The sequence below is a fragment of the Sulfuricaulis limicola genome (genome assembly GCF_002355735.1).
Lineage (GTDB): Bacteria > Pseudomonadota > Gammaproteobacteria > Acidiferrobacterales > Sulfurifustaceae > Sulfuricaulis > Sulfuricaulis limicola.
The window spans coordinates 2,558,438-2,581,963 of record NZ_AP014879.1; the positions used below are offsets into that span (position 1 = coordinate 2,558,438).

The 23,526-nt window shown below is 62.7% G+C and carries 18 protein-coding genes; 11 read left to right on the plus strand and 7 right to left on the minus strand.

The genetic code is table 11. The annotated features are described in order from the left end of the window. The first annotated feature begins 224 nt into the window (after window positions 1-224). The 3 genes from SCL_RS12395 to SCL_RS12405 all read left to right on the plus strand — a co-directional run bounded on the left by SCL_RS12395 (window position 225) and on the right by SCL_RS12405 (window position 3,775). A complete protein-coding gene (locus tag SCL_RS12395; RefSeq protein ID WP_096361494.1) occupies window positions 225-2,741 on the plus strand; it encodes a heavy metal translocating P-type ATPase in 2,517 nt (838 codons plus the stop codon). Between the two features lie 3 nt (window positions 2,742-2,744). Then, window positions 2,745-2,948, plus strand: a complete 204-nt coding sequence (ccoS, locus tag SCL_RS12400) for a cbb3-type cytochrome oxidase assembly protein CcoS (protein ID WP_096361495.1) — start codon at window positions 2,745-2,747, stop codon at window positions 2,946-2,948. A 113-nt stretch (window positions 2,949-3,061) separates the two neighbouring features. Then, the gene (locus SCL_RS12405; protein WP_096361496.1) at window positions 3,062-3,775 is read left to right on the plus strand and encodes a ParA family protein; all 714 of its coding nucleotides are present in this window, start codon (window positions 3,062-3,064) and stop codon (window positions 3,773-3,775) included. 31 nt (window positions 3,776-3,806) lie between these two features. On the opposite strand, the gene SCL_RS12410 is transcribed toward SCL_RS12405, so the two are convergent. Together SCL_RS12410 and SCL_RS12415 are read right to left on the minus strand one after the other, a co-directional pair. After that, window positions 3,807-4,193 carry a YkgJ family cysteine cluster protein gene (locus SCL_RS12410; RefSeq protein ID WP_096361497.1) on the minus strand — a complete coding sequence of 129 codons (387 nt, stop codon included), beginning with the start codon at window positions 4,191-4,193 and terminating at the stop codon, window positions 3,807-3,809. A 135-nt stretch (window positions 4,194-4,328) separates the two neighbouring features. Further along, window positions 4,329-4,526, minus strand: coding sequence for a hypothetical protein (locus SCL_RS12415; RefSeq protein WP_096361498.1), 198 nt, complete (start codon window positions 4,524-4,526; stop codon window positions 4,329-4,331). 251 nt (window positions 4,527-4,777) lie between these two features. Here SCL_RS12415 and SCL_RS12420 point away from each other — a divergent pair, with 251 nt between their 5' ends. Further along, window positions 4,778-6,055 carry a diguanylate cyclase gene (locus SCL_RS12420; RefSeq protein ID WP_096361499.1) on the plus strand — a complete coding sequence of 426 codons (1,278 nt, stop codon included), beginning with the start codon at window positions 4,778-4,780 and terminating at the stop codon, window positions 6,053-6,055. Window positions 6,056-6,076: 21 nt separating this feature from the next. Here the strand turns inward: SCL_RS12420 and SCL_RS12425 are convergent, their stop codons facing one another. From SCL_RS12425 to SCL_RS12445, 5 genes are all read right to left on the minus strand, one after another. After that, entirely contained in the window at window positions 6,077-7,480 is a 1,404-nt protein-coding gene (locus SCL_RS12425; RefSeq protein ID WP_096361500.1) for a serine/threonine-protein kinase, read from the minus strand. 146 nt (window positions 7,481-7,626) lie between these two features. Next, entirely contained in the window at window positions 7,627-8,529 is a 903-nt protein-coding gene (locus tag SCL_RS12430; RefSeq protein ID WP_096361501.1) for a CoB--CoM heterodisulfide reductase iron-sulfur subunit B family protein, read from the minus strand. Between the two features lie 11 nt (window positions 8,530-8,540). After that, window positions 8,541-9,164 carry a 4Fe-4S dicluster domain-containing protein gene (locus tag SCL_RS12435; RefSeq protein ID WP_096361502.1) on the minus strand — a complete coding sequence of 208 codons (624 nt, stop codon included), beginning with the start codon at window positions 9,162-9,164 and terminating at the stop codon, window positions 8,541-8,543. Window positions 9,165-9,178: 14 nt separating this feature from the next. Then, window positions 9,179-11,389, minus strand: a complete 2,211-nt coding sequence (locus SCL_RS12440; RefSeq protein WP_096361503.1) for a hydrogenase iron-sulfur subunit — start codon at window positions 11,387-11,389, stop codon at window positions 9,179-9,181. A 3-nt stretch (window positions 11,390-11,392) separates the two neighbouring features. Continuing rightward, complete coding sequence (locus SCL_RS12445) at window positions 11,393-12,676, minus strand: CoB--CoM heterodisulfide reductase iron-sulfur subunit A family protein (protein WP_096361504.1); 1,284 nt, start codon at window positions 12,674-12,676, stop codon at window positions 11,393-11,395. 467 nt (window positions 12,677-13,143) lie between these two features. Between SCL_RS12445 and SCL_RS12450 the strand changes: the two genes are divergently transcribed. The 7 genes from SCL_RS12450 to SCL_RS12480 all read left to right on the plus strand — a co-directional run bounded on the left by SCL_RS12450 (window position 13,144) and on the right by SCL_RS12480 (window position 22,906). Beyond that, complete coding sequence (locus SCL_RS12450) at window positions 13,144-13,971, plus strand: CbbQ/NirQ/NorQ/GpvN family protein (RefSeq protein WP_096361505.1); 828 nt, start codon at window positions 13,144-13,146, stop codon at window positions 13,969-13,971. A gap of 89 nt (window positions 13,972-14,060) precedes the next feature. Next, window positions 14,061-16,199, plus strand: a complete 2,139-nt coding sequence (locus SCL_RS12455; protein ID WP_096361506.1) for a nitric oxide reductase activation protein NorD — start codon at window positions 14,061-14,063, stop codon at window positions 16,197-16,199. A gap of 122 nt (window positions 16,200-16,321) precedes the next feature. Then, window positions 16,322-17,044, plus strand: coding sequence for a TVP38/TMEM64 family protein (locus SCL_RS12460; RefSeq protein ID WP_096361507.1), 723 nt, complete (start codon window positions 16,322-16,324; stop codon window positions 17,042-17,044). 67 nt (window positions 17,045-17,111) lie between these two features. Next, window positions 17,112-18,083 carry a carbohydrate kinase family protein gene (locus tag SCL_RS12465; protein ID WP_096361508.1) on the plus strand — a complete coding sequence of 324 codons (972 nt, stop codon included), beginning with the start codon at window positions 17,112-17,114 and terminating at the stop codon, window positions 18,081-18,083. Between the two features lie 45 nt (window positions 18,084-18,128). Continuing rightward, on the plus strand, window positions 18,129-19,709 hold the full coding sequence (locus tag SCL_RS12470; protein ID WP_096361509.1) for a bifunctional aminoglycoside phosphotransferase/ATP-binding protein: 1,581 nt from the start codon (window positions 18,129-18,131) through the stop codon (window positions 19,707-19,709). 288 nt (window positions 19,710-19,997) lie between these two features. Continuing rightward, window positions 19,998-22,148 carry an adenosylcobalamin-dependent ribonucleoside-diphosphate reductase gene (locus SCL_RS12475; protein WP_096361510.1) on the plus strand — a complete coding sequence of 717 codons (2,151 nt, stop codon included), beginning with the start codon at window positions 19,998-20,000 and terminating at the stop codon, window positions 22,146-22,148. A gap of 86 nt (window positions 22,149-22,234) precedes the next feature. Next, window positions 22,235-22,906 carry a TSCPD domain-containing protein gene (locus SCL_RS12480; RefSeq protein ID WP_096361511.1) on the plus strand — a complete coding sequence of 224 codons (672 nt, stop codon included), beginning with the start codon at window positions 22,235-22,237 and terminating at the stop codon, window positions 22,904-22,906. Window positions 22,907-23,526 lie beyond the last annotated feature (620 nt).

Consider the following 23,526-nt stretch of genomic DNA (forward strand, 5'->3'; position numbering starts at 1 on the left):
CCGCCTGCCGTTTTGATTGCGCGGCAAGTTTCCTGCAAACCATCGTGGACGTCAACGACGGGAATTACCCAGTAATGGCCCAGTATTTCGCTAAACAAAGATTATTTGCGCCGGATTGGTTTCGGAGCGGACGCCTGTTCTTTGCTGCCGTTGACGCCAAGCGCGCCACCGCTGGAATCGTTATAGAATGGCCCGGCCTGAATCAGGCCGCTCGCTGACAACCCATGTCCATTTCCGCGACCCAGACGCTCCCTGCCAAAACAGCAGACTCGCCAGGCTGCTTCCACTGCGGCTTGCCGGTACCGCCCGGCAGCGACTTCCGCGTGGACATCGACGGGGCGCCGCGCCCGATGTGCTGCCGCGGCTGCGAGGCGGTGGCACGCGCGATCGTCGACGGCGGCATGGGCGATTACTATAAATTCCGCACCGCGACCGCGCCCACGGCGCGCGAGATCGTGCCGGAGTTCCTGCGCCAGACCACGCTCTACGATCATCCCGAGATCCAGAAAAGTTTTGTCCGCACTGACGGCGAGCATGAGCGCGAGGCGGCGCTGATCCTCGAAGGCATCACCTGCCCCGCCTGCGTCTGGCTCAACGAACGCCATCTGGCGCAGGTGCCCGGCGTGCTGCAGGTGCACATCAATTACGCCACGCACCGGGCGCGCGTGCGCTGGGACGAGCGCCGCGTGCATCTGAGCGACATCCTGCAGGCGGTCAGCCGCATCGGCTACCTGGCACACCCGTTCGATCCGGGACGCTACCAGCAGCAACTGGAAAATGACCGCCGCCGGCTGCTGCGTCGCGTGGGCGTGGCCGGCATCTTCGGCATGCAAGTGATGACGCTGTCGGTGGCGCTGTACGTCGGCGACTGGTCGGGCACGGAAATGGAGTATCGCCGTTTCTTTTACTGGGTCAGCCTGTTGCTGACGCTGCCGGTCCTGCTCTATTCGGCGCAGCCCTTTTTCCGTTCGGCGTGGCGCGACCTGACACATTTCCGCACCGGTATGGACGTGCCGGTATCACTCGGCATCGGCGCGGCCTTCCTGGCGAGCCTGTGGACCACCGTCACCGGCGTGGGCACGGTCTATTACGACTCGGTGTGCATGTTCGCGTTTTTCCTGCTGACGGCGCGCTACTTCGAGCTGGCGGCGCACAAGCGCGCCTCCGAGGCCTCGGAAGCCCTGGTGCAGGCCACGCCGGCCAGCGCCACGCGCCTCGTGGACGATGGCGGCACGACGCGTGAGGAAATCGTGGCGGTGGCGGAACTGCAACCCGGCGACCACGTACGCATCCGTCCCGGCGAAACCATCCCGGCGGACAGCGTGGTGCTGGAAGGCCGCTCCACGGTGGATGAATCACTGCTGACGGGCGAACACCTGCCGGTACCCAAGGCGCCGGGGCAATCTCTGATTGGCGGTTCCATTAACATAGAAAGTCCGCTCACCGCACGCGTCGAGAAAACCGGGCCGGATACCATCCTGTCCTCGATCCTGCGGCTGCTGGACCGTGCCACGGCGGAAAAACCGCGCCTGGCCCAGCTCGCCGACCGCATCGCCGCCGGCTTCGTGACTGCGGTGCTGCTGCTCGCGGGCCTGACCGCGCTCTACTGGTGGAGCCACGACCCCGCGCTGTGGCTGCCCGCCACCATCGCGGTGCTGGTGGTCACCTGCCCCTGCGCCCTGTCACTCGCCACACCGGCGGCCATCACCGCAGCCACCGGTCACCTCACGCGCCTGGGCCTGCTGGTCACGCGCGGGCACGCGCTCGAAACCTTCGCGCACGCGACCCATTTCATTTTCGACAAGACCGGCACGCTGACACGCGGGCGGCTGCGGCTGCTGGAAACCCGGAGCTTTTCGCGGCTGACGGCAGCGCAGTGCCTGACCCTGGCCGCCGCCCTGGAGCGCCATTCCGAGCATCCCATCGCGCGGGCGCTGATCGAGGCCTCCGGCCCGGCCCGGGCCAGCGCCGCTGAAGTGGTCAACACGCCCGGCGCCGGCCTGCGCGGCACAATCGACGACCGGATTTTTTTCCTCGGCACGCCGGCCTATATCGGGGAACAGACCGGCCGCGCCGTCGATCCCGGCGTGCTCGAACTATTGCGACGCCAGGGCGATACCGTGGTCTTGCTGGCGGGACAAGATGATTTACTCGCCGCGTTCGTGCTCAACGATGAACTGCGCCCCGGCGCGCGCGAGCTGATCGCCGAACTTCAGCGTCGGGGAAAAACCGTCATGCTGCTCACCGGCGATCATGAAACGGCCGCGCACCGGGTGGCCGATGCGCTCGGCATCCGCGAACTGGCGTGGGAACTCAAGCCGGCGGACAAGCTCGCGCGCATCAAGGCGCTGCAACGACAGGGCGCGGTGGTCGCCATGATCGGCGACGGCGTGAACGACGCCCCGGTGCTGGCGGCGGCCCAGGTCTCCATCGCCATGGGCGGCGGCACCGCGGTGGCGGCGGCCAGCGCCGACATGATCCTGCTGTCACAGAACCTGATGCACCTGGCGGATGGATTAACCGTGGCGCACCGCACCCTCGGCATCATCCGCCAGAACCTCGCCTGGGCGGTGGCCTACAACCTGCTCACCATCCCCGCCGCCGCCGCGGGCTATGTCTCGCCGTGGATGGCGGCGATCGGCATGTCGCTGTCGTCACTGCTCGTGGTCGGCAACGCCCTGCGGCTGACCCGCGCCGCCACGACCGGATCGCCTGCCGCCGTGACACTGAACCCGGGATAAGCCATGGAAATTCTCTATCTGCTGGTCCCCCTCGCCGTGCTCATTGCCGGGGTGATCGTATGGGCCTTTCTGTGGTCCATCCGTTCCGGGCAGTTCGACGACCTGGAGGGGCCGGCGCACCGGATACTGATGGACGAGGACGACGCGCCCCGGCGCGCCCGGGACGACAAGCCCGACCTGGCAAAAAAGCCGCCGCGCCGCCGCTGAAACGGAACCCGGGGGCCGGGGCCTGCCGGTAGAGCTTTACGGCATGCTGGAATAAACTAAACCGCCACCAATAAAAAACTGCGCTCCGCGCGTGCCACCACCAAGGAGACTCCATGCGCAAGATCATGCTGCTTAACGCCAAGGGCGGGTGCGGGAAGAGCACGCTCGCGACCAATCTCGCGAGCTATTACGCCTCGCAGGGAAAAGCAGTGGTGATCGCCGACTTCGACCGGCAGGGATCGAGCATGGAGTGGATCGAGCAGCGCCCGCAGGACCGCCCGCCGATCCGCGGCATCGCCGCGTGGCGCGATCCGGTGCGCGTGCCGCGCTCGACCGATTACGTCATCATGGACGTGCCGGCCGGGGCCCATGGCGCAGACCTCACCGCGCTGGTGCGCCGCGCACACACGCTGATCGTGCCGGTGCTGCCGTCACCGACCGACATTCGCGCCGCCGCGCATTTCATCCACGAAATGCTGCTGGTCGGGAAAATCGTGCGCGACGAGACACGGGTGGCGGTGGTGGCCAACCGCGTGCGCGAGAACACTTCCCTGCAGAACACGATGGAAAGCGTCCTGGGCAGTATGAAAATCAATTATTCGACGCTCAATACCCAGATCTATCACAACCTCGAACGTTTTCTGTCGCGCCTCAAGATCCCCTTCATCGCCACCCTGCGCGAAAGCCAGAATTATCTGGTGGCGGATGCGCGCGGGTTGGGGATATTTGATCTGACACGCTCGCAGGTGGCGCGCGACCTCGAGCAGTGGGAGCCGCTGCTCAAGTGGCTGGAAAGCAAACGCAGCATCCCCGAACCGGCCCGGTAACAGCACGGTCCGGCAATTTTCGTATCCGGGGCTATTCCGCCCTGACGGTTATTTTCGACTTGCCCAGCAGGATGCCCTCGCAGCGGCGTGCTTCCGCGCGCCAGGCCTGGCGCGTCTCGAGTTCCGGCCAGAACGGGTAGGTGCGGCACTGGGCCGGGCGCACCGCGTAGATGCGGCAACGCTTGCCCTCTTCGAGGAACACGCAGTCGCCATTGGCGTGCATGCGGACACTCTCCCGTTCGTCGTCGAAACGGAACACGTAGCGCCGGCGCAACCAGTCCCGGCCGATGCCGAGGAAACGCTGGATGCGGCGCTGCTCGCGGCGGCTGACCTCGATAACGTAGCTGCCGCGGCCGGTACAGCATTTGCCGCAGCCAGTACAGGCGAAACGGCGCTCGAACCCGCTGGAGGAACTCATCCGGCGAGTTTCGCAAAAAGGGATGGGGAAGAAAAGATCCGGAGGAAAATACACGCGTCATCCGCGCCGGTGGCGGCGCGGATGACGGTCCCGTGACGGGCTCAAGGCGCGGACAAACCGCGCGTCACTACCGATCTACACCGGGTTATTGAGATTCGTCTTGAAATCCTCGCCCGGGTGCTCGGTCTGGATTTCAAGATAAGCCTTCTTGTTGTCCTCGCTCTCAAAATAGATCTTGAGGGCATTGTCCCCTTTTCCCTCGACGACGAACGGCTTGCCCTCGGGATTTTTGACATCGGCGCCGGAGATGGGATCAGTCGTTGATGTGCGCATGACATGCTCCTTGGTTTGGCAACAATACGTGCAGGCACTATGCCTCTATGCTTTTACAAATACTCCCGCCTCCCCGGTCTGTCAATGACATAGACCCGGTTCTTGCGGCCCGCTTGTGCGCGTGGCCAGCGGATATTTCCTGCGTATTTTCCTGTGCTTAGCCGGGGAAACCGAGCGCCGGACTATACTTTAAAAAGACACGGGCCAATGTCACAGCCATTTCGCGCGGGCACAGGCCAGGGAACGCACTGATGAACCGCTTCGCCTTCACGAATTTGCCGCTGCGGACCCGCTTTCTGGTCGCCATGGGGATCGTTTTCATCCCGCTTCTCGCGGTGGCGATCGGTTCAAGTATTTTTCTGGGGCATGCCGCCAACACGCTGAACCAGGTCGTCGAACAACCGGTTTACAAGCTGCAGACAACGACTCGGCTGCAAAACCAGATTCGCAAGGCCCATGCCCTGGTCAGGGACTATGCGGCGACGCCGCGTTATACCCTGAAAGACCAGTTCGAATCCGAGGCGCGAGCCGCGGAAGCCGTGTTCATCGAGATGCTGGGGAAACCCTTTTTCGGACCGCGGGAACAAACCCTGCTCGCCAACGCCCGGCGCGAATGGAAAGACAGCATGGTGCTGGCCAACGTCGTCTTTTCATCGGACGCCTCCCGGGCGACGCTGTTCCAGCTGGACCAGCGCGTGAACCAGATCATGTTCACGCTGGAGCAGATGTACGAAACCTTCTATGCCGAAATCAGCGCGCAACGCACGCAGATCAACGAATCCGAGAAAGGTTTTTTACTGATCATTTCAGCCACGGTGGGGCTGGGCCTGTTGATCGCCATGGCCGGCGCCGCGTGGCTGGCGCGTTCCGTGCTGGTGCCGCTGCGCGAATTCGAGAAAGGCGTGGCGCACTTCTCCAACGAGAACCTTTCCTATCGCCTGACGCTGAATAACCAGGATGAAATCGGGCGGCTCGCGCTGGAATTCAACGCCATGGCCGAGCGGTTGCTGGCGCACCGGCACAAGCTGGAGGAGCTGTCCGTCCGTGACGGCCTGACCGGCCTCTATAACCGGCGCGAACTCGAAAAGCGCCTGCAGCAGGAAATCCAGCGCGCCCGCCGTTACCGCCGGCCGCTGTCGGTGCTGATGCTGGACATCGACCATTTCAAAAACGTCAACGATCGCTATGGGCACCAGGCGGGCGACGAGGCGCTGATCACCGTTGCCGATCTGATCCAGCTGAACGTACGGCCGGTGGACGTGGTGTGCCGTTACGGCGGCGAGGAACTCGCGGTGATACTTCCCGAAACGGACTCGGAAGGCGCACACACGGTCGCCGAGCGCATCCGCGGCACGGTGGAGGATTCCGTCACCACGACCCCCCAGGGCGACACGATCCACGTCACGGTCAGCATCGGCCTCGCTGTCTTCCCCCGGGATGGTGACACCGCCGCCAGTCTCATTCACGCCGCCGACCAGGCGCTTTACGCCGCCAAGCAGGAAGGGCGCAACCTCGTGCGTAGTCATTAGACTACGCGTCCACTGTCGGTGTTACCGACCCCTTCGCAGCCTGTGTAACTGCTGTTCCGCCTCGGCCAATTCGTCGCTGGAAATTTTCTCCTTCAGGCGCTCGAACGGCACGCGCGCCGACTCGTTGCCGGAACTCAGCGCGACGTTGTACCAGACGAAGGCGCCGACGAGATTGTGCGGCGCGCCACGACCGCTCTCATACATTTGCGCCAGTGTGAACTGCGCGTTGCCATCGCCGCTGAGGGCGGCCTGGCGCGTCCAGAAGAAGGCCTTGCGCTCGTCGCGGGCGCGGGCGGGGCCGTCAAGGTACAACCGGCCGACGCGTTCCTGCGCCACGGCGTCGCCTTGCTTCGCCGCCTCGAACAGCTTGACCAGTTCTTCCGGCACCTGTTGCTGATCCGGCAGGCTGGTCGTGGCGTCTCGCGCCTGAACCGACGCGGATGACGTGTCTTGCCGATTCACCAGCTTGTAGGCAGCCAGAACAGCCAGCAATCCGATGGTCGCAAAAACGGCGGTCTTCCGCAGGCGGGGCCCCTGTCGCGGCGGGGCGCCGGGCTGCACCAGTGCGCGCTGAAGTTCAGCGGCACTGGCAAATCGCCGTGCCGGGTCTTTTTCCAGACAACGCAGCACCACGGCCTCAAGATGCGGCGGGGTGGTGGGGAGAAATTTTCTTGGAGGCTGCGGTTTCTCCTTGAGTTGCTTGAGCGCAATTTCCACCGGGGTGGCGCCGGAAAACGCGCGCCGGCCAGTCAGGCATTCGTAGAGAATGAGCCCCAGCGCATACAGGTCCACACGCTGATCCACCGCCTTGCCCTGCGATTGTTCCGGGGCCATGTATTCGGGCGTGCCCATGATGGTGCGCGCCGTGGCGGTGTCACTGTCCAGGGCACGCGCAATGCCGAAATCCAGCAGCTTCACCAGGCCATCGCGGCCGAGCATGACGTTCTCCGGTTTCAAGTCCCGATGCACCACGCCCCGGGCATGCGCCTCGCCCAGACCGGCTGTGATCTGGCGTGCCAGGTCGATGGTGCGCTCGGGCGTCAGCTTGCCCGCGCGCTTGAGCCAGGCGCGCAGACTCTCGCCATCCACATGCTCCATCGTGAAATACGCCAGATCATCGACGCGATTGAAATCGTAAATGCGGCAGACGTTCTTGTGCGTGATGCGATGCGCCAGGCGGATTTCGTTCTTGAAGCGCTCCATCATGGCCGGGTCGCGCGCAATCTCCGGCCGCAGCAGCTTGAGCGCCAGGATCTCATTGGTTTCGCGGTCACGCACGCGGTACACCATGCCCATGCCACCGTCGCCCAGCGCCTCCATGACCTCGTAACGCGCCGCCAGTGTCTCGGCGATGTTCTGCGCAGCGCCGGGCGTCACCGCCGGCGAGTGCGAAAGAATCTGGGTTTTGATGTCGGACGATTGCATGCCAGGGGTTCAGGTACCGCCGGGGTGCCGGCACATATTTTCACAAGTATAGGCAAGGTGCGGGCACGCGCACCCGCCGATGCCCCCTGTTCCAGACAAAAAAAGCCCGCTTTCGCGGGCTTTTTTGTTACTGAACGGTTCAGGGCTTATTTCTTCGCCGCGATCTCCTCGAGCTGGGTGGCGCGGATGATGTTGCCATCGAGCGCCGCTTCCTTGGCCGTCGCGCCGTAGGCCACCGCCATGAGCTGGGAGTAGTACACCACCGGTATCTTGAACTTGGTGCCGTACTTCTTGTTGATCTGGCCCTGGTACACCTCGACGTTCATCTGGCACACCGGGCAGGGCGTGACGATCATGTCGGCGCCGTGGTCGTAGGCCGACTCGATGATCTTCTTGATCTGCGCCTGGCTCTTCTCCGGTTCGCTGAAGGCGAGCGCGCCGCCACAGCAGGTGACCTTCTGCTCGTACTTGTCGAGCGCCTGGGCGCCCATGGTCTCGGTGAGCTTGTCGAGATACTTCGGGTTCTCGAACGACTCGCCGTCCACGCCGAACGGCCGATTGGTCTGGCAGCCGACATAACCCGCGATCTTGATGCCCTCGAGCGGCTTCTTTACCGGCTTGCCGAGTTCCTCGTAGCCCAGATCCTCGATCAGCACCTCGACCATGTGGCGGATCTTCTGCTTGCCTTCGTACTTCAGGCCGGCTTCCTTGAGGATCTCATTGACGTCCGCGAGCATGGTGGGGGAATGGTTGATGCGCTCCTGCGATTCCTTGGCGCCCAGCCAGCAGGCGGCGCAGGTGGCGACGATGTCCTGGTTGCCGACGTTCTTTTCGGACAACGCGATGTTGCGCGCGTTCATCACGTGGCGCGGCAATTCGCCGCCCTCGGCATAGCCGATGGAAGCGGCGCAGCAGTTCCAGTCCGGTATCTCGTTGAGCTTGATGTCCAGCGTCTTGCACATGGACTCGACCGAGGTCATGTAGTTCGAGGCCGAGGCCTTGCGCTCGGACGAACAGCCGGGATAAAACGAATATTCTTTTCTTGCCATGGTTTAACCCTTTACGCCGCAAAACCTTTGCGCTTGTCTTCGATCTCTTTGGCCTTCTTGATCATCTTGCGAATGTCACCGGCGCCCTTGCAGTGTCCGCCGCTGAACAGGCCGAACGGATTCAGGCGGCCGGTCTTGAGCATGCCCAGACCCACCGGCAGCATCTCCAGGCCCTTCTTGATGCCGGACGCGAAGCCGTCCATGAAGTACAGGCCCACGGACAGCTTCAGTTCGTTCACCCGCCCGGCGCTGGAGATGTTCTTCCAGAACATCTTGGCGAAACGGCGCGTCGGATTCATCTTGGGCGCGATGCCGAGGCGGTGCGCGTAATTCGCCAGGCCGTGCATGATATGGGTGATCGGCAGCTCGCGCGGGCAGCGCACGATGCAGTTGTAGCAGCTGGTGCACATCCACATGGATTCGCTTTTCAGGACCTCGTCGCGCTTGCCGGCGCGGATCATCATGAAGATCTCCTGGGGCGGATGCTCCCAGGCCGGGCCGAGCGGGCAGGAACCGGAGCACACGCCGCACTGCATGCACATCTTGACCCAGTTGCCCTGCTCCACGTTCGCCTCGACCTCCTTCAGGAAGTCGTTGCGGTATTTTTCCACCATCGCTGTGTTCAGATCGCTCATGGTTTCTCCTGGAACTAGAACTTGAGCGGGCTGAGTCCGATCTTCTGGATCGTCTCGGCCATCTCGTTGATCAGCGCCGGCGCGCGCTGGATGTCGGTGATCGCGACCTCGTAGGTCTTGACGCGCTCGACCTCGAGCGAGAGCTGCTTCAGCGTGTCGTCGATCTTGCTCATACGCATGTGCGCCAGTTCCGAACCCTTCACGAAGTGGCACTGGTAGTTCTCGCCCTTCTGGCAACCCATCAGCACCACACCGTCGTAACCGCTGTTGAGCGCATCGGTGACCCAGATGGTGTTGACCGAACCGAGGCAGCGTACCGGGATCACGCGGGTGAAGGCGCTGTACTGGATGTGGTTCATGGCCGCCATGTCGAGCGCCGGATAGGCGTCGTTCTCGCAGGCCAGCACCAGGATACGCGGCTTCTCGGAGAACTGGTCCGGCATGTCCACCGCCTTGAGCTGGTAACCGACGCTGTCCACCGAGTAGTTCTCGAACGAGATCACGCGCACCGGGCAGGCGCCCATGCAGGTGCCGCAGCGCCGGCAGCGGGATTCGTTGAACACCGGATAGCGCTGTTCGTCCTCGTCGATGGCGCCGAACGGGCACTCCACGGTGCAGCGCTTGCACTGGGTGCAGCCTTCGCGGCGGAACTCGGGGAAGGACAGGTCGCCGGAGCGCGGATGCGCGGCGCGGCCGAGCCCGGCGTTTTCCACCGCCTGGATCGCCTTGAGCGCGGCGCCGGTAGCGTCCTCGATCGCCTGCACCATGTCCATCGGGCGGCGCACCGGGCCGGCGGTGTAGATGCCGGTGCGGCGTGTTTCGTACGGGAAGCAGATGAAGTGCGAGTCGTTAAAACCGTGCTTCAGCAGCGGCAGGTCCTTGCCCTGGCGATAGGACATGTTCAGCACCGACTGCTTGTTGGAGGCCCACTTGCCCGGCTCGTCCTGCGGCACCGTTTCGATATCCACACCCGAATTCGCGACCTGGCCGGTGGCCAGTACCACGAGGTCGGCCTTGGCGACAGCATCTTCATTCAGAATCTTGTCCTGGAACTTCACCTGCAATTCGGCGCCGGGGACGACCTCGCTGGCCACGCCCTTGGTGAAGATCACGCCCTTCTTCTGGGCGCTGCGGTAAAAGTCCTCGCCGTTGCCCGGCGTGCGCAGGTCGGTGTACATCACGACCGTGTCGACGTTCGGGTTCTGGTCCTTGAAGTACATCGCCTGCTTGATCGAGGTGTTGCAGCAGTGGCCGGAGCAGTACGGCAGCTCGCCTTCCTTGTCGGAACGCTGGCCGGCGCACTGGATGAACACCACGCTCTTCACTTCCTTGCCGTCGGACGGGCGCTTGATCGGCCCGCCGTTGGCGGCCTTGGCCAGGGCTTCGAGCCCGAGCTGATCGACCACGTCCTTGCTCTTGCCGGCGCCGAGATGCGGCAGCTTGTTCATGTCGTACGGCGTGAAACCGGAAGCCATGATGATGCCGCCGACGTTTTCCGTCGCGGTACTGCCGGATTCGGTGGAAATGTCCACGCTGAACTGGCCCGGCGCGCCGCTGGTCTTGGTGATGGTCGAGCTAAGGTGCACCTTGATGTGCTTGTCCGACTCGATCTGCTTGATCAGGCCGGCGATGCCGGTATCCATCGGATCGGCGTAGGGCTCGCGGTTCGGCACGCGCTTGTGCAGCCTGGCGGCCCAGCCGCCGAGGTTGCCGGTCTTTTCCACCAGCAGCACGTCGTAGCCGGTTTTGGAGGCCTCGATGGCCGCGGTCATGCCGGAGATGCCGCCGCCCACGACCAGGATGCGCTTGTTGTGGCCGACATTGGGATTGGTGCGCGGGATCTGCATCTTGAGCGACTCGGCGCAGCCCATGCGCACGTAGTCCGCCGCCATTTCCTGCACCAGCTCCTTCTTGTCCTCGTCCGCCGGCGTGATCCAGATCACGCCCTCGCGCAGGTTGGTGCGCGAAATGGCGACGTTCTCGAAATTGAAGGTCTCGGCCTTGGCGCGGCGCGAGCAAGCCGCGATGACCACGTGATTCACGCCCTCGTTGGCGATGTCATTCCTGATCAGCTCCACGCCGCTGGCGTTGCACAGGAATTCGTGTTCGCGCACGACCTGGGCCTTGCCTTCCTTCTGCGCGATCATGGCGAGCTGCGCCGTGTCGAGGCGCTCGCCGATGCCGCAGCCCTTGCAGATATAGGCGCCAATTTTTGTATCAGCCATCTTTTAAGCCTCCGCCCGTGAAACGCGGTTAACCACTTGAATCGCCCGCAGCGCGCCGGCCGTGGCGCTTTGCACCGAGCGGTTGACGTCGAGCGCGTTGGACGCGCAGCCGGCGCCGAACACCGCCTCGGTGGTGGCATTGATGTCGATGAAGCCGCTGGCGTCCGCCGCCACGCCCTTCATGATCTTCGAGGCGTCCACCGACGGCTCCATGCCGATCGCGAGCACCACCAGGTCATGCGGGTTGTCGTAGCGGTGATAGCCCTCGGTGTCCACGCCGTGCAGGATCGGATTGCCGTCCTTGTCCGCGGTGATGTTGGCCACCTTGGACTTGATGAATTTCACCTTGGGGTCGGCCTGGATTTTCTTGTAGAAGTCCTCGAAGCGGTCAATGGCGCGGATGTCGATGTAATAGATCGAGACATTGGCGTCGTCGGCATACTTCTCGCGCACATAAGTAGATTGCTTGAGCGAGGCCATGCAGCAGATGCGCGAGCAATGCTTCAAATGGTTGCGGTCGCGCGAACCGGCGCACTGGATGAAGGCGACGTTCTTCGCCTCCTTGCCGTCGGACGGACGGATCAGCTTGCCGCCGGTGGGACCGAACGGGTCCATGAGGCGCTCGAACTCGACGCTGGTGATGACGTTCTCGTAGCGATCGTAGCCGTAGGGCTGGATCTTGTTGGCATCGTAGGGTTTCCAGCCGGTGGCCCAGACCACGGCGCCGACCTTGAAATTGATCGTCTCTTCCTTCATGCCGAGATCGACGGCGTTGTACTTGCACGCGCTCTTGGCTTTTTCGGCATCGGACGTGCCGATGATGCGCGGGTCGAGCACGTAGCGCTGCGGATAGGCCATGGCGGAGGTGAGGTACGCGCCCTTGCGCTTGCCCATGCCGTAGTTGAACTCGTTGTCGAATTCGGTCGTGACGGCCTCGGCGCAGGCGCCGCAGGCGGTGCAGTTCTCGTTCACGTAACGCGGGGAAATTTTGATCGTGGCGGTGTAATCGCCGGCCTTGCCGGTCACCGCGCTCACCTCGGCCAGCGTCAGCACGCGGATGCGCTTGTTGGCCTTGAGGCGCTTGAGATTGATTTCCAGGCCGCAGGTGGGATGGCACAGCTTGGGGAAATACTTGTAGAGCTGGCTCACCCGGCCGCCGAGGCTCGGGTTTTTCTCGACCAGCACCACGTCCTTGCCACATTCAGCGGCCTCAAGAGCCGCGGTCATGCCGCTGATGCCCCCGCCGACCACCAATATAGTCTCGTTCGTCGCGACTACATCCGTCATATCTGCAGCCCTCTTGCTTCGCTGGTTCGTCTTGTCGAATCTGTCGCCCTGCTCGCTGCGGGATTAATCAGAAAATAAGCGCCGCCGGAATTGGGACGGCAACCATACCCCGCCAGGGCGCGGTGTGCCATGATAAAATCGCATCAATTGGATTGAAATTTCGTATGTGCGGATAGAACACTTATATAGAATGCGGTGATCCACACACGACACGAAACAGGCGCACAGCTGTCTGCATTCTCGGTAAGACCGTGGTTAGCGTCAATATGTATTTGCCCGCTCCCTTACGGCACTTGGCTGTCCTGTTTCGCGCGCGAGGCCGGGTTCGGCATGAAGACCACCGCCAAGGCACGGGCTCTGCCATACCCTCCCGGCAAATTTGCACATCAAGCCCGTGAATTTGGCATACTGGGGCAGTCAACGATTAACCAACATCCATGGCAAGACGAACGTAGCAGGGCCACAGCATGTCAGTATCAAAAAATACCGCTCGCGCCACCCGGGTCGAGGAATACCTCATAAAAGATGAGCCTTACTACGAGCCCGTCGGCCAGGAGATCGCTGTCTTCGAGGCGGCATACCGGCAGCAATTGCCGGTGCTGCTGAAGGGACCGACCGGCTGCGGCAAGACGCGCTTCATGCAGCACATGGCCTGGCGCCTCAAGCGCCCGCTTATCACCGTTTCGTGCCACGACGACCTCACCGCCACCGACCTGGTCGGGCGCTATCTCATCACCGCCAACGAAACCGTGTGGGTCGACGGCCCGATGGCGCGCGCGGTGCGCACCAACGCCATGCTCTACCTCGATGAAATCGTCGAGGCGCGCAAGGACACCACCGTGGTGATCCACCCGCTGGCCGACGACCGGCGCGTGCTGCCGATCGAGAAGACCGGCGAGCTGCTCACCGCCGGTCCCGAATTCTGCCTCGCCATTTCCTACAACCCGGGCTACCAGAGCGTGCTCAAGGACCTGAAACAGAGCACGCGCCAGCGTTTCGTCGCGGTCGAGTTCAACTACCCGTCCGCGGCGCTCGAGAAAAAAATCGTGCGGCGCGAGACCGGCGTGGACGAGGCCATGGCCGAGCGCTTGGTGAAATTCGCCGGCATGACGCGCAACCTGAAAGGCAGCGGCCTCGATGAAGGCGCCAGCACGCGCCTGCTGGTGCACGCCGGCAAACTCATGGCCGCCGGCATCGACCCGCGCACCGCCTGCCGCACCGCCATCGCCGAGGCGCTCACCGACGATCCCGAGATGATCGCGGCGGTGAACGAATTAAGTTCTTCGTTATTTTAATTTTTGCCACAGAGGTCACAGAGCACACAGAGAAACCCATCTAGTCTTTTCCTCTCTGTGCCCTCTGTGTTCTCTGTGGCTGAATTCTTATGTCTACCCAATCGTTAACTGTCATCGAGCTGGAAGCGCGCCTCGACGAGGCGCTCGACCCGGTGCTGTCCTCGCGCCGCACCGCGGCGCCGCTGGCCAGGGCGCTGGTTGAACTGGAGCGCGCGCAACAGGATTTCGTGCTGCACTGGGTGGACATCATCATCAAGACCAACGCCGAGATGGCCTACCAGTTCGCCGCGCGCGCGCCGGAGGCCTTCCGCCTCATGCCGCTGCCGGCGATCGAGGCCTGGATCATCCAGGCCATGGACGTGTACGACAAACAGGGGCTGTATCCCGGTTGCTCGGCCTTCGGCGAGTTGCAGGCCTTTGCCGCCGAAACCGCCGAGGCCGCACACAGCATGGCGCTGGAGGAAATCCAGCACGTCCTGGAACTGTTCGTGCAGGGGCTGGCTGGGCGGCCGCTCAAGGTCGAGGCGGCCGCGGATACTTATACTGATACGGCCACACTGTTCCTGCCCGCGCGCCTGCACCGCTTCACCGAGCGCCACGACAATTTCCGTCTCTACAAGGCCATGGCCGCCCATCTGTGGGCGCAGACCTGGTACGGCACCTGGCGTCTCGCGCCGGGAATGCCCGCGCTGACCGAAACGCTGGCGGCCTGCGGTGATGTTGAAAAAGCCACGCGCCTGTTCCACGCGCTCGAAACCCTGCGCCTGAATGCCTGCATCGCGCGCGAGCTGCCGGGTCTGCATCGCGACATGCAGGAGGTCCAGCGGCTCTGCGGAGAAGTGAGTTACCCCGATGCCTGGAAGCCGGCGCTACAGCGCCTGACGGATCCCGCTGCCAGTGCGTCCGACAGCATGGCGCTGCTGCCAGCCCTGCTTGCGGGAGAAATTCCGGCACCGTTCTGTTTCCAGGGCATCCTCTTACCGGAGCGCGCGCAGCAGGCCATGCAGGAACGCCTGGCGCGTGAAAAAGAACTTTTCCGCGAGGCGCTCGGACAGCTTGGCGGAGAAACAGCGGGGCAAAAACCCGAAACGGAAACCGACTCGACACAGAGCACGCGGCAATACGCCATCGAACAGGTTCCCGATCCGGATCATCCGGGGCAGTTCATTTTCCAGCTGCTGCTTGACGGCCAGCCGGTGCAGCCGTTGGCGGACATGCGCACGCTCATGAATTCGATCCTCCAGGATCTCGGGCAGATCCCGGAAGACTATCTGGTGGCGGCGGGCGCGGGCGGCTATCGCCGGCAGGCCGACGAAAAACGCCCGGAAGACGTGTGGAAGGGGACCTACCACGAGGAAGGCGCGTTCCTGTACAACGAGTGGGACCACCGGCGTAATCATTACCGCAAGCACTGGTGCGTGCTGCGCGAACTCGACGTCCACCCCGCCCCGGAGCCGTTCGTGGCGCGCACGCTGGCCAAGTACCGCGGGGTGCTGCCACAGCTGCGCAAGACCTTCGAGGCGCTGCGCGGCGAAAACAAGCTGCTCAAGAAACAGATCAACGGCGACGATGTCGATTTCGACGCGCTGGTGGAGGCCCGCGCCGACATGCAAAGCGGCATGGAGCTGTCGGAACGGTTGTTCACCAAGCTGCACAAGTTCGAGCGCGACATCGCCGTGATGTTCATGGTCGACATGAGCGGCTCGACCAAGGGCTGGATCAACGACGCCGAACGCGAGTCGCTGGTGCTGTTGTGCGAGGCGCTGGAAATCCTCGGCGACCGCTACGCCATCTACGGCTTTTCCGGCATGACGCGCAAGCGCTGCGAGCTGTATCGCATCAAGCGCTTCGATGAGCCTTACAGCGACGACGTACGAAGCCGCATCGCCGGCATCCAGCCGCAGGATTACACACGCATGGGCGTGACCATCCGTCATCTCACCAAACTGCTGAACGATATCGAGGCGCGCACCAAGCTGCTGATCACGCTCTCCGACGGCAAGCCCGACGACTACGACGGCTACCGCGGCGAGTACGGCATCGAGGACACGCGCATGAGCCTGATCGAGGCCAAGCGCGCCGGTATTCACCCGTTCTGCATCACGATTGATGAAGCTGCCCGCGATTACCTGCCACACATGTACGGCGCCGTGAACTGGACGCTGGTGGACGACGTGCGCAAATTGCCGCTGAAAGTATCGGATATATACCGGCGGTTGACGCTCTAATCCCCTGCCTTTGGACACGAGACGGCGGATGGTAGGATGGCCTTATTCTGCTCGGGCCCAAACCCACCCAACTGAAATAAAAACGGGTTCTTTTTTCACCCTTTGCCACGGGCACCGCCGACATGCTCAGACCGGACAAAAAAACGATCCTGCTGATCCTGCTGGCGGTCGCGGTCATGGGCGGCATGGTTTACGCCCTGTACGCCACCGGTCTGATGGATCTGCTCACCAGCAAAAACCGGTTGCTCCAGTTCATCCGGGAAAACCGCTTCCACGCCGCGACCATTTTCATCGGGATGCAGGTCATTCAGGTCGTTGCCGCGCCGTTGCCCGGCGAGGTCACCGGTTTCGTCGGCGGCATCCTGTTCGGGCCGGTATGGGGCGTGGTCTATTCCACCATCGGGCTGACCATCGGCTCGTGGATCGCCTTCATGCTGGCGCGGCTGCTGGGACGGCCGATCGTGGAGCGCATCGCCAGCCGCGAAACCATCGAACGCTACGACTACGTGATGAAGCACAAGGGGCTGCTGCTGGCGTTCCTGATGTTTCTCATCCCCGGCTTTCCCAAGGACATCCTGTGCTACATCCTCGGCCTCGGCCACATGCGCCTGCGCGATTTCCTGATCATCTCGGCGACCGGCCGGCTGCTCGGCACCGTGCTGCTCACCATGGGCGGGACCTTCTTCCGCGATGCGCGTTATGGGGCGCTCTTCACCGTCATCGGGCTGAGTCTCATCATCATCCTGCTGGTGATGATCTATCGCGAGCGGATTGAACGCCGCCTGCAGCGTATTACGGGGGTAATGCACAAGGACGACAAGGAAAAAACGCCGCCGGAACGGTAACCCCGGCGCCAAAAGAGCGGGTATACTCGCGCCACCGTTCACCCCCGACAACAACGAGTCACCTCTTATGACGACACCAGCGAGCGGCACGAGCAAGGCTACCGATGCGCCAGCGCTGATCTGCGGTTCCTTCGCCTACGACACCATCATGGTCTTCCAGGACCAGTTCAAGAATCACATCCTGCCGGACAAGGTGCACATCCTGAACGTCTCGTTCCAGGTGCCGCAGATGCGCCGCGAATACGGTGGCTGCGCCGGCAACATCGCTTACAGCCTCAAGCTTCTCGGCGGCGAGCCACTGCCGATGGGCACCGTGGGCAAGGATTTCGGCCCGTACGCCGAATGGATGGACAAGCATGGCATCCGCCGCCGTCATATCAAGGTCTGCGAGGACACCTACACCGCCCAGGCCTTCATCACCACCGACATGGACGACAACCAGATCACCGCGTTTCATCCGGGCGCCATGAACCGCTCGCACGAAACCCGCGTGACGGACGCCCAGGGCGTCAAGCTCGGGATCGTCTCGCCCGACGGGCGCGAGGGCATGATCCAGCACGCGCGCCAGTTCGCCGAGGCCGGCATCCCCTTCATCTTCGATCCCGGCCAAGGCATGCCGCTGTTCAACGGCGACGACCTGCTGGGTTTCCTGGAACAGGCCACCTGGGTCACGCTCAACGACTACGAGGCCGAGCTGATGCAGGAGCGCACTGAAAAGCGCCTGAGCGAACTGGCCAGCCACGTGAAGGCGATCATCGTCACGCTGGGGGCGCGCGGCTCCTGTATCTATACCGACGGCAAAGTGATCGAAATCCCGGCCGTCAACGCCGCCGCGGTCAACGACCCGACCGGCTGCGGCGACGCCTACCGCGCCGGGCTGCTTTATGGCCTGTCACGTGACATGGACTGGGAAACCACCGGCCGCATCGCCGCCCTGCTGGGCGCCGTCAAGATCGAGCGTCACGGCACCCAGAACCACTTCTTCAGCCGCGATCAGTTCGCGTCCCGCTTCAAGGAAAGTTTCGGGTATAGTCTGTAGCGATTTTCCGGCGTTCCCGCGCTGGAGCTGTCGACGCAAGGAGGGATGGCCTTGGTGGACACCGGACTGCCACCCCTGATCCAGGCGCTGATGCACCCTGCCTGCTATGGCCACCCGGTGCGGGACATCCGCCTGGTCGAGACCCATATTTCCTGGGTGCTGCTGACCGGTCCCTTCGCCTACAAAATCAAGAAGCCGGTCAACCTGGGTTTCCTCGATTTCAGCAGCCTCGAAAAACGCCGCTTTTTCTGCGAAGAGGAGCTGCGCCTGAACCGGCGGCTGGCGCCGTCGCTGTATCTCGAAGTCGTCTCCATCAGCGGTTCGCCTGAATCACCCTTGCTCTCCGGCAACGGCGCGGCCATCGAGTACGCGGTCAAGATGGTCCAGTTCCCCGAGGCGGCGCGGCTCGACCGGATGCTGGCGCGCGGCGAGCTGGGTCCGCCGCACATCGATCTGCTGGCGCGGGAACTGGCCGAATTTCACGGCCGCGTCGCCGTGGCCGGCAACGACCAGCCCTTCGGCGATCCGGATCACGTCTACGAACCGGTGCGGCAGAATTTCATCCAGATCCGCTCGCGTATCGAGGCCGGGGACGAGACCCTGCTGCAACGACTGGAAAGCTGGAGCGAGCTGAATTTCAACGAACTGCGCCAGACATTCGAGGCCCGCAAGCGCGGGGGCTTCATCCGCGAGTGTCATGGCGATGCGCATCTGGCCAACATGGTGTGGCTCGAGGAACGCGCCATGCTCTTCGACTGTCTCGAATTCAGCGACAACCTGCGCTGGATCGACGTCATGAGCGAGCTGGCCTTCCTTGTCATGGACCTCGATGATCGCGGGCGTCCCGGGCTCGCGCGGCGCGCATTGAACGCTTACCTCGAACACACCGGCGATTACGCCGGCCTGGCCGTGTTCCGCTTCTACCAGGTTTATCGCGCACTGGTGCGCGCCAAGGTGGCGTGCATACGCCTGTGCCAGAGCGGCCTGAGCGATACGGAAAAAAACCGCGGGCGCGGGGAATACCGGGGCTACGCGAATCTCGCCGGGCGCTACACGCAGCCGCCGCCACCCGCGCTCATCATCACCCATGGTTTGTCCGGCAGTGGCAAGACCTGGCTGTCGCAACAGCTGCTGGAAGCGCTCGGCGCCGTGCGCGTGCGCAGCGACATCGAGCGCAAGCGCTTGCACGGGCTCGCGCCCGGCGCGCGCAGCGGCTCCGGCATTGCCAGCGGGATTTATGCCCCGGATGCCAGCCGACGCACCTACGCGCATCTGGCGGAACTCGCCGCCACGATCCTGCGCGCGGGACACAGCGTCATCGTCGACGCTGCCTGTCTCAAACGCGAACAGCGTGATTCGCTGCGCAGCGTAGCGCAACAAGGGCGCATGCCTTGCGTGATTCTCGATATCCGCACGCCGGAAACCATCCTGCGCCAGCGCCTGCGGCAGCGCGCCGCACAACAGCACGAGGTTTCCGAGGCCGGGTTGACGGTGCTGGATCATCAGCTGGCCACCCGGGAACCGCTCGCGGACACTGAACAGTGTCATGTCCTGAGCGTGGATGGCGCGGCACCGGACATGCCGTACCTGGAGCGACAATTACGCGAACGGCTGGTTTCCATCTGAGCCGGCGCTGGCGCGATCCCCGCGGTTTTTGTTAACCGGCGGAATTGCTGCCGGTTAACAGGAGCGGGGCAAGCCGCGTCCGGGGGATTGGGATGAACATATATTAAGGTAAAACCCCCGACGTCGTTTGCGACCTTGTCATAAATTTTTTACAAGCTTGACACCAACCACCTTATGAGACTAAAACTACAACATGTAGTGGTTGGCCACGGTCAGAGGCCCATTACCTAGTATTCACTAAAAAAACAGCACGGCGTGTGCCCCACAGGCACCGGAGGACAGGAATCCATGAAGGTCGTCCAATTACAGGCAGAAGACCCGGTTGTCTCCGAGAAACGCGCGGATCTGGGGGCGGAAATCCCCGTACAACCCGCTTCCCTCGACATCTGGGACAAAAAATACCGCCTTAAAAGCAAGACCGGCGAGGTCATCGACCAGGACATCGCCGGGACCTACGCCCGCGTGGCCCGGGCCTTGGCCGACGTCGAGGAAATCCCGGAAAAACGCGAGGAATGGTTCGAGCGCTTCTTCTGGGCCTTGCAAAACGGGGCGATCCCGGCCGGGCGCATCATTTCCAACGCCGGCGCCCTGGAGCACAAACCCGCCACCAGCACCATTAATTGCACGGTTTCCCGGGCGGTCCCGGACTCCATGGACGGCATCCTGTCCTCCGTCCACGAGGCCGGCCTGACCCTGAAGGCTGGCTGCGGCATCGGTTACGAGTTCTCTACCCTCCGCCCCAAAGGGGCGTTTGTGAGCGGGGCCGGGGCTTATACCTCCGGCCCCCTCTCTTTTATGGATATCTTCGATGCCATGTGCTTCACCGTCTCGTCCGCCGGCGGCCGGCGCGGGGCGCAGATGGGCACCTTCGACATCGCCCACCCGGACATCATGGATTTCATCAAGGCCAAGCGCGAGGACGGACGGCTGCGCCAATTCAACCTGTCATGCCTGATCACCGACGAATTCATGCAGGCGGTGAAAAAGAACGGCTCCTGGGACCTGCTATTCCCGGTCAGCCGCCACGAATACGAAGACCCCGAGGCGCGCATCCTGTGGCGCTACTGGCCGGTGACCGAGGGCTATATCACCAACAACCTCGGCCAGGTGGCCTGCAAGGTGTACAAGACCCTGCCGGCGCGCCGGCTGTGGGACCTGATCATGGCCTCGACCTACGATTACGCCGAGCCCGGGTTCATCCTGATCGACAAGATCAACGAGATGAACAACAACTGGTTCTGCGAGAACATCCGTGCCACCAACCCCTGCGGCGAGCAACCCCTGCCGCAATACGGCTCCTGCCTGCTGGGTTCGGTCAACCTGACCAAGTTCGTGGAAGAGCCCTTCACCGACGCGGCGCGCTTCAACTGGGACAAGTACCGCGAGGTGGTGGCCACCTTCACCCGCATGCTGGACAACGTGGTCGAGATCAACGGCCTGCCGCTGGCGCAGCAGCGCCACGAGATCCACCACAAACGCCGCCACGGCATGGGCTTCCTGGGCCTCGGTTCCACGCTCACCATGCTGCGCATGAAATATGGCTCGCCCGAATCGCTCGAATTCACCGAGCGCGTGGCGCGCGAGATGGCCGAGGTCGGCTGGGAGGTGGGCATCGCGCTGGCCGAGGAAAAGGGCCCGGCTCCGATCATGGAGGAGGAATTCAGCGTCACCGAGGAGATGCTGATCCGGCGCCCGGAGATGCGCCGTGATGGCTACACCGTCGGCGACCGGGTCAAGGGCAAGGTGCTGCTGGCCCGCTACAGCCGCTACATGCAGCAGTTCGATGCCGCACTGATCGAGCGCATCGCCGAGAAGGGGGCGCGCTTCACGCACCACACCTCGATCGCTCCCACGGGCACGATCTCACTGTCGCTGGCCAACAACGCCAGCAACGGCATCGAGCCGTCGTTCGCCCACAAGTACAGCCGCAACGTGCTGCGCGAAGGCAAGAAGAGCAAGGAAAAGGTCGAGGTGTTCTCGCATGAGCTGCTCGCCTACCGCATCCTGGTGAACCCCGACGCCGACCCGGATGCCACCGACGGCAAGAACCGGCTGCCGGACTACTTCATCACCGCCGACCACATCAAGCCGCGCGAGCACGTGGACGTGCAGGCGGCGGCGCAGAAATGGGTGGATTCCTCCATTTCCAAGACCGCCAATGTCCCCACCGACTTCCCGTACGAGGACTTCAAGGACATTTATTTATACGCCTACGAGAAGGGCCTGAAAGGCTGCACCACCTTCCGCTTCAACCCCGAGGCGTTCCAGGGCGTGCTGGTGAAGGACAAGGACCTCGAGAACACCACCTACCGCTTCCAGCTGGAGAACGGCGAGGTCATCGAGGTCAAGGGCAACGAGGAAATCGAATACGACGGCGAGGTCCATAACGCCGCCAACCTGTATGACGCCCTCAAAGAGGGCTACTACGGGCGTTTTTAACCGCATACCGTAGACCGTGGGTCGCGAACGCGTAACCAATCGCTGACGTCTCACGGTTCACGAAACATGACTTACGGAGTTTGAACATGGCCATCAAGATCAACGAAAAAATCACCGCGTACGAGGTCGTCAAGGAAGAGCCCAAGCGCGTCGAGAACAACGTCGTGCACATGCACGAGAAGCTCGAACGGCCCGAGGTGCTGGTCGGTTCCACCTACAAGATCAAGACCCCCCTCACGGAGCACGCCCTGTACGTCACCATCAACGACATCGTGCTCAACCCGGACACGCCGCACGAGAAGCGCCGGCCCTTCGAGATCTTCATCAACTCCAAGAACATGGATCACTTCCAGTGGGTGGTGGCCCTGACCCGGGTCATCTCGGCGGTGTTCCGCAAGGGGGGTGATGTCACCTTCCTGGTGGAAGAGCTGCATTCGGTATTCGACCCGCGCGGCGGCTATTTCAAGAAGGGCAAGTACACCCCCTCGCTGGTTGCCGACCTGGGCGACGTCATCGAGCGCCACATGAAACTGATCGGCCTGATCCAGACCGAGGAACCGGACGCGGCGCGCCAGCAGCTGATCGCCGAGAAGCGCGCCGAGCTGAAAAAGCGCGCCGCGGCAACGGAAACCGCCGCTGCCGATCCCTGCGACTTTCCCGCTGACGCACAGCTCTGCATCAAGTGTTCCACCAAGGCCGTCATCAAGATGGATGGATGCATGACCTGTCTCAACTGCGGCGACTCGAAGTGCGGATGATGTTCGTTGCAATGAACGAGCGAGACGAGAAGGCATCATCGTTGCGCAAAAAATCAGGACAAAGTGTTTGCAATTTTTTTTCCGTTGCTTTAATGTCTTGACACATCAGGTCACTGTGCTAGACATGAAGTGAACTTTGTATACGGATGTCACTGCCCGGATGACGGGATGCCGCGGAAGCAGATGAGCAAGATCGCGGCGCCGGGCGGAACCAGGATCAACCAAGAGTTAATGGATCGATTGCGAAGCTCGACAACTGGTAGCAAAGATATCAGCACCCCCCTGCAGCAGTGTCTGGCTGCCAGGTCCTGTTCTTCCCGCTCTCCCCGCATACCCTTGTCCGCCGGTCATTCCCGGCGCACATCACTGTCCCGAATCCATGAAAAGACGGCTGCGCGCCGTCTTTTTCCATTGGCAACGCGCAGTACCGTCGGGGGGTTTTGGCCCCTGACTTCCCTGCAAGTCCCTTAACCACAATCCAAAGGAGCTCATCATGGCTAAGAAAAAAGCAGCCAAGAAAAAAGCAGCTAAGAAAAAGAAATAACGCGAGAGGCGAGGGGAGTTCGGATCGTAGCGCGTTCCGCGCCAAGCGCGGGGAGCAGTCGCTGCTTCGGATAACC

Excerpts from the sequence above, each read along its gene's own strand:
- SCL_RS12405 (WP_096361496.1), top strand. The coding sequence starts at position 3,062 with ATGCGCAAGATCATGCTGCTTAACGCCAAGGGCGGGTGCGGGAAGAGC.
- SCL_RS12395 (WP_096361494.1), top strand. The coding sequence starts at position 225 with ATGTCCATTTCCGCGACCCAGACGCTCCCTGCCAAAACAGCAGACTCG.
- SCL_RS12450 (WP_096361505.1), top strand. The coding sequence starts at position 13,144 with ATGTCAGTATCAAAAAATACCGCTCGCGCCACCCGGGTCGAGGAATAC.
- SCL_RS12410 (WP_096361497.1), bottom strand. The coding sequence starts at position 4,193 with ATGAGTTCCTCCAGCGGGTTCGAGCGCCGTTTCGCCTGTACTGGCTGC.
- SCL_RS12475 (WP_096361510.1), top strand. The coding sequence starts at position 19,998 with ATGAAGGTCGTCCAATTACAGGCAGAAGACCCGGTTGTCTCCGAGAAA.
- SCL_RS12460 (WP_096361507.1), top strand. The coding sequence starts at position 16,322 with ATGCTCAGACCGGACAAAAAAACGATCCTGCTGATCCTGCTGGCGGTC.
- ccoS (WP_096361495.1), top strand. The coding sequence starts at position 2,745 with ATGGAAATTCTCTATCTGCTGGTCCCCCTCGCCGTGCTCATTGCCGGG.
- SCL_RS12420 (WP_096361499.1), top strand. The coding sequence starts at position 4,778 with ATGAACCGCTTCGCCTTCACGAATTTGCCGCTGCGGACCCGCTTTCTG.
- SCL_RS12425 (WP_096361500.1), bottom strand. The coding sequence starts at position 7,480 with ATGCAATCGTCCGACATCAAAACCCAGATTCTTTCGCACTCGCCGGCG.
- SCL_RS12430 (WP_096361501.1), bottom strand. The coding sequence starts at position 8,529 with ATGGCAAGAAAAGAATATTCGTTTTATCCCGGCTGTTCGTCCGAGCGC.
- SCL_RS12445 (WP_096361504.1), bottom strand. The coding sequence starts at position 12,676 with ATGACGGATGTAGTCGCGACGAACGAGACTATATTGGTGGTCGGCGGG.
- SCL_RS12435 (WP_096361502.1), bottom strand. The coding sequence starts at position 9,164 with ATGAGCGATCTGAACACAGCGATGGTGGAAAAATACCGCAACGACTTC.
- SCL_RS12465 (WP_096361508.1), top strand. The coding sequence starts at position 17,112 with ATGACGACACCAGCGAGCGGCACGAGCAAGGCTACCGATGCGCCAGCG.
- SCL_RS12470 (WP_096361509.1), top strand. The coding sequence starts at position 18,129 with ATGGCCTTGGTGGACACCGGACTGCCACCCCTGATCCAGGCGCTGATG.
- SCL_RS12440 (WP_096361503.1), bottom strand. The coding sequence starts at position 11,389 with ATGGCTGATACAAAAATTGGCGCCTATATCTGCAAGGGCTGCGGCATC.
- SCL_RS12455 (WP_096361506.1), top strand. The coding sequence starts at position 14,061 with ATGTCTACCCAATCGTTAACTGTCATCGAGCTGGAAGCGCGCCTCGAC.
- SCL_RS12480 (WP_096361511.1), top strand. The coding sequence starts at position 22,235 with ATGGCCATCAAGATCAACGAAAAAATCACCGCGTACGAGGTCGTCAAG.
- SCL_RS12415 (WP_096361498.1), bottom strand. The coding sequence starts at position 4,526 with ATGCGCACATCAACGACTGATCCCATCTCCGGCGCCGATGTCAAAAAT.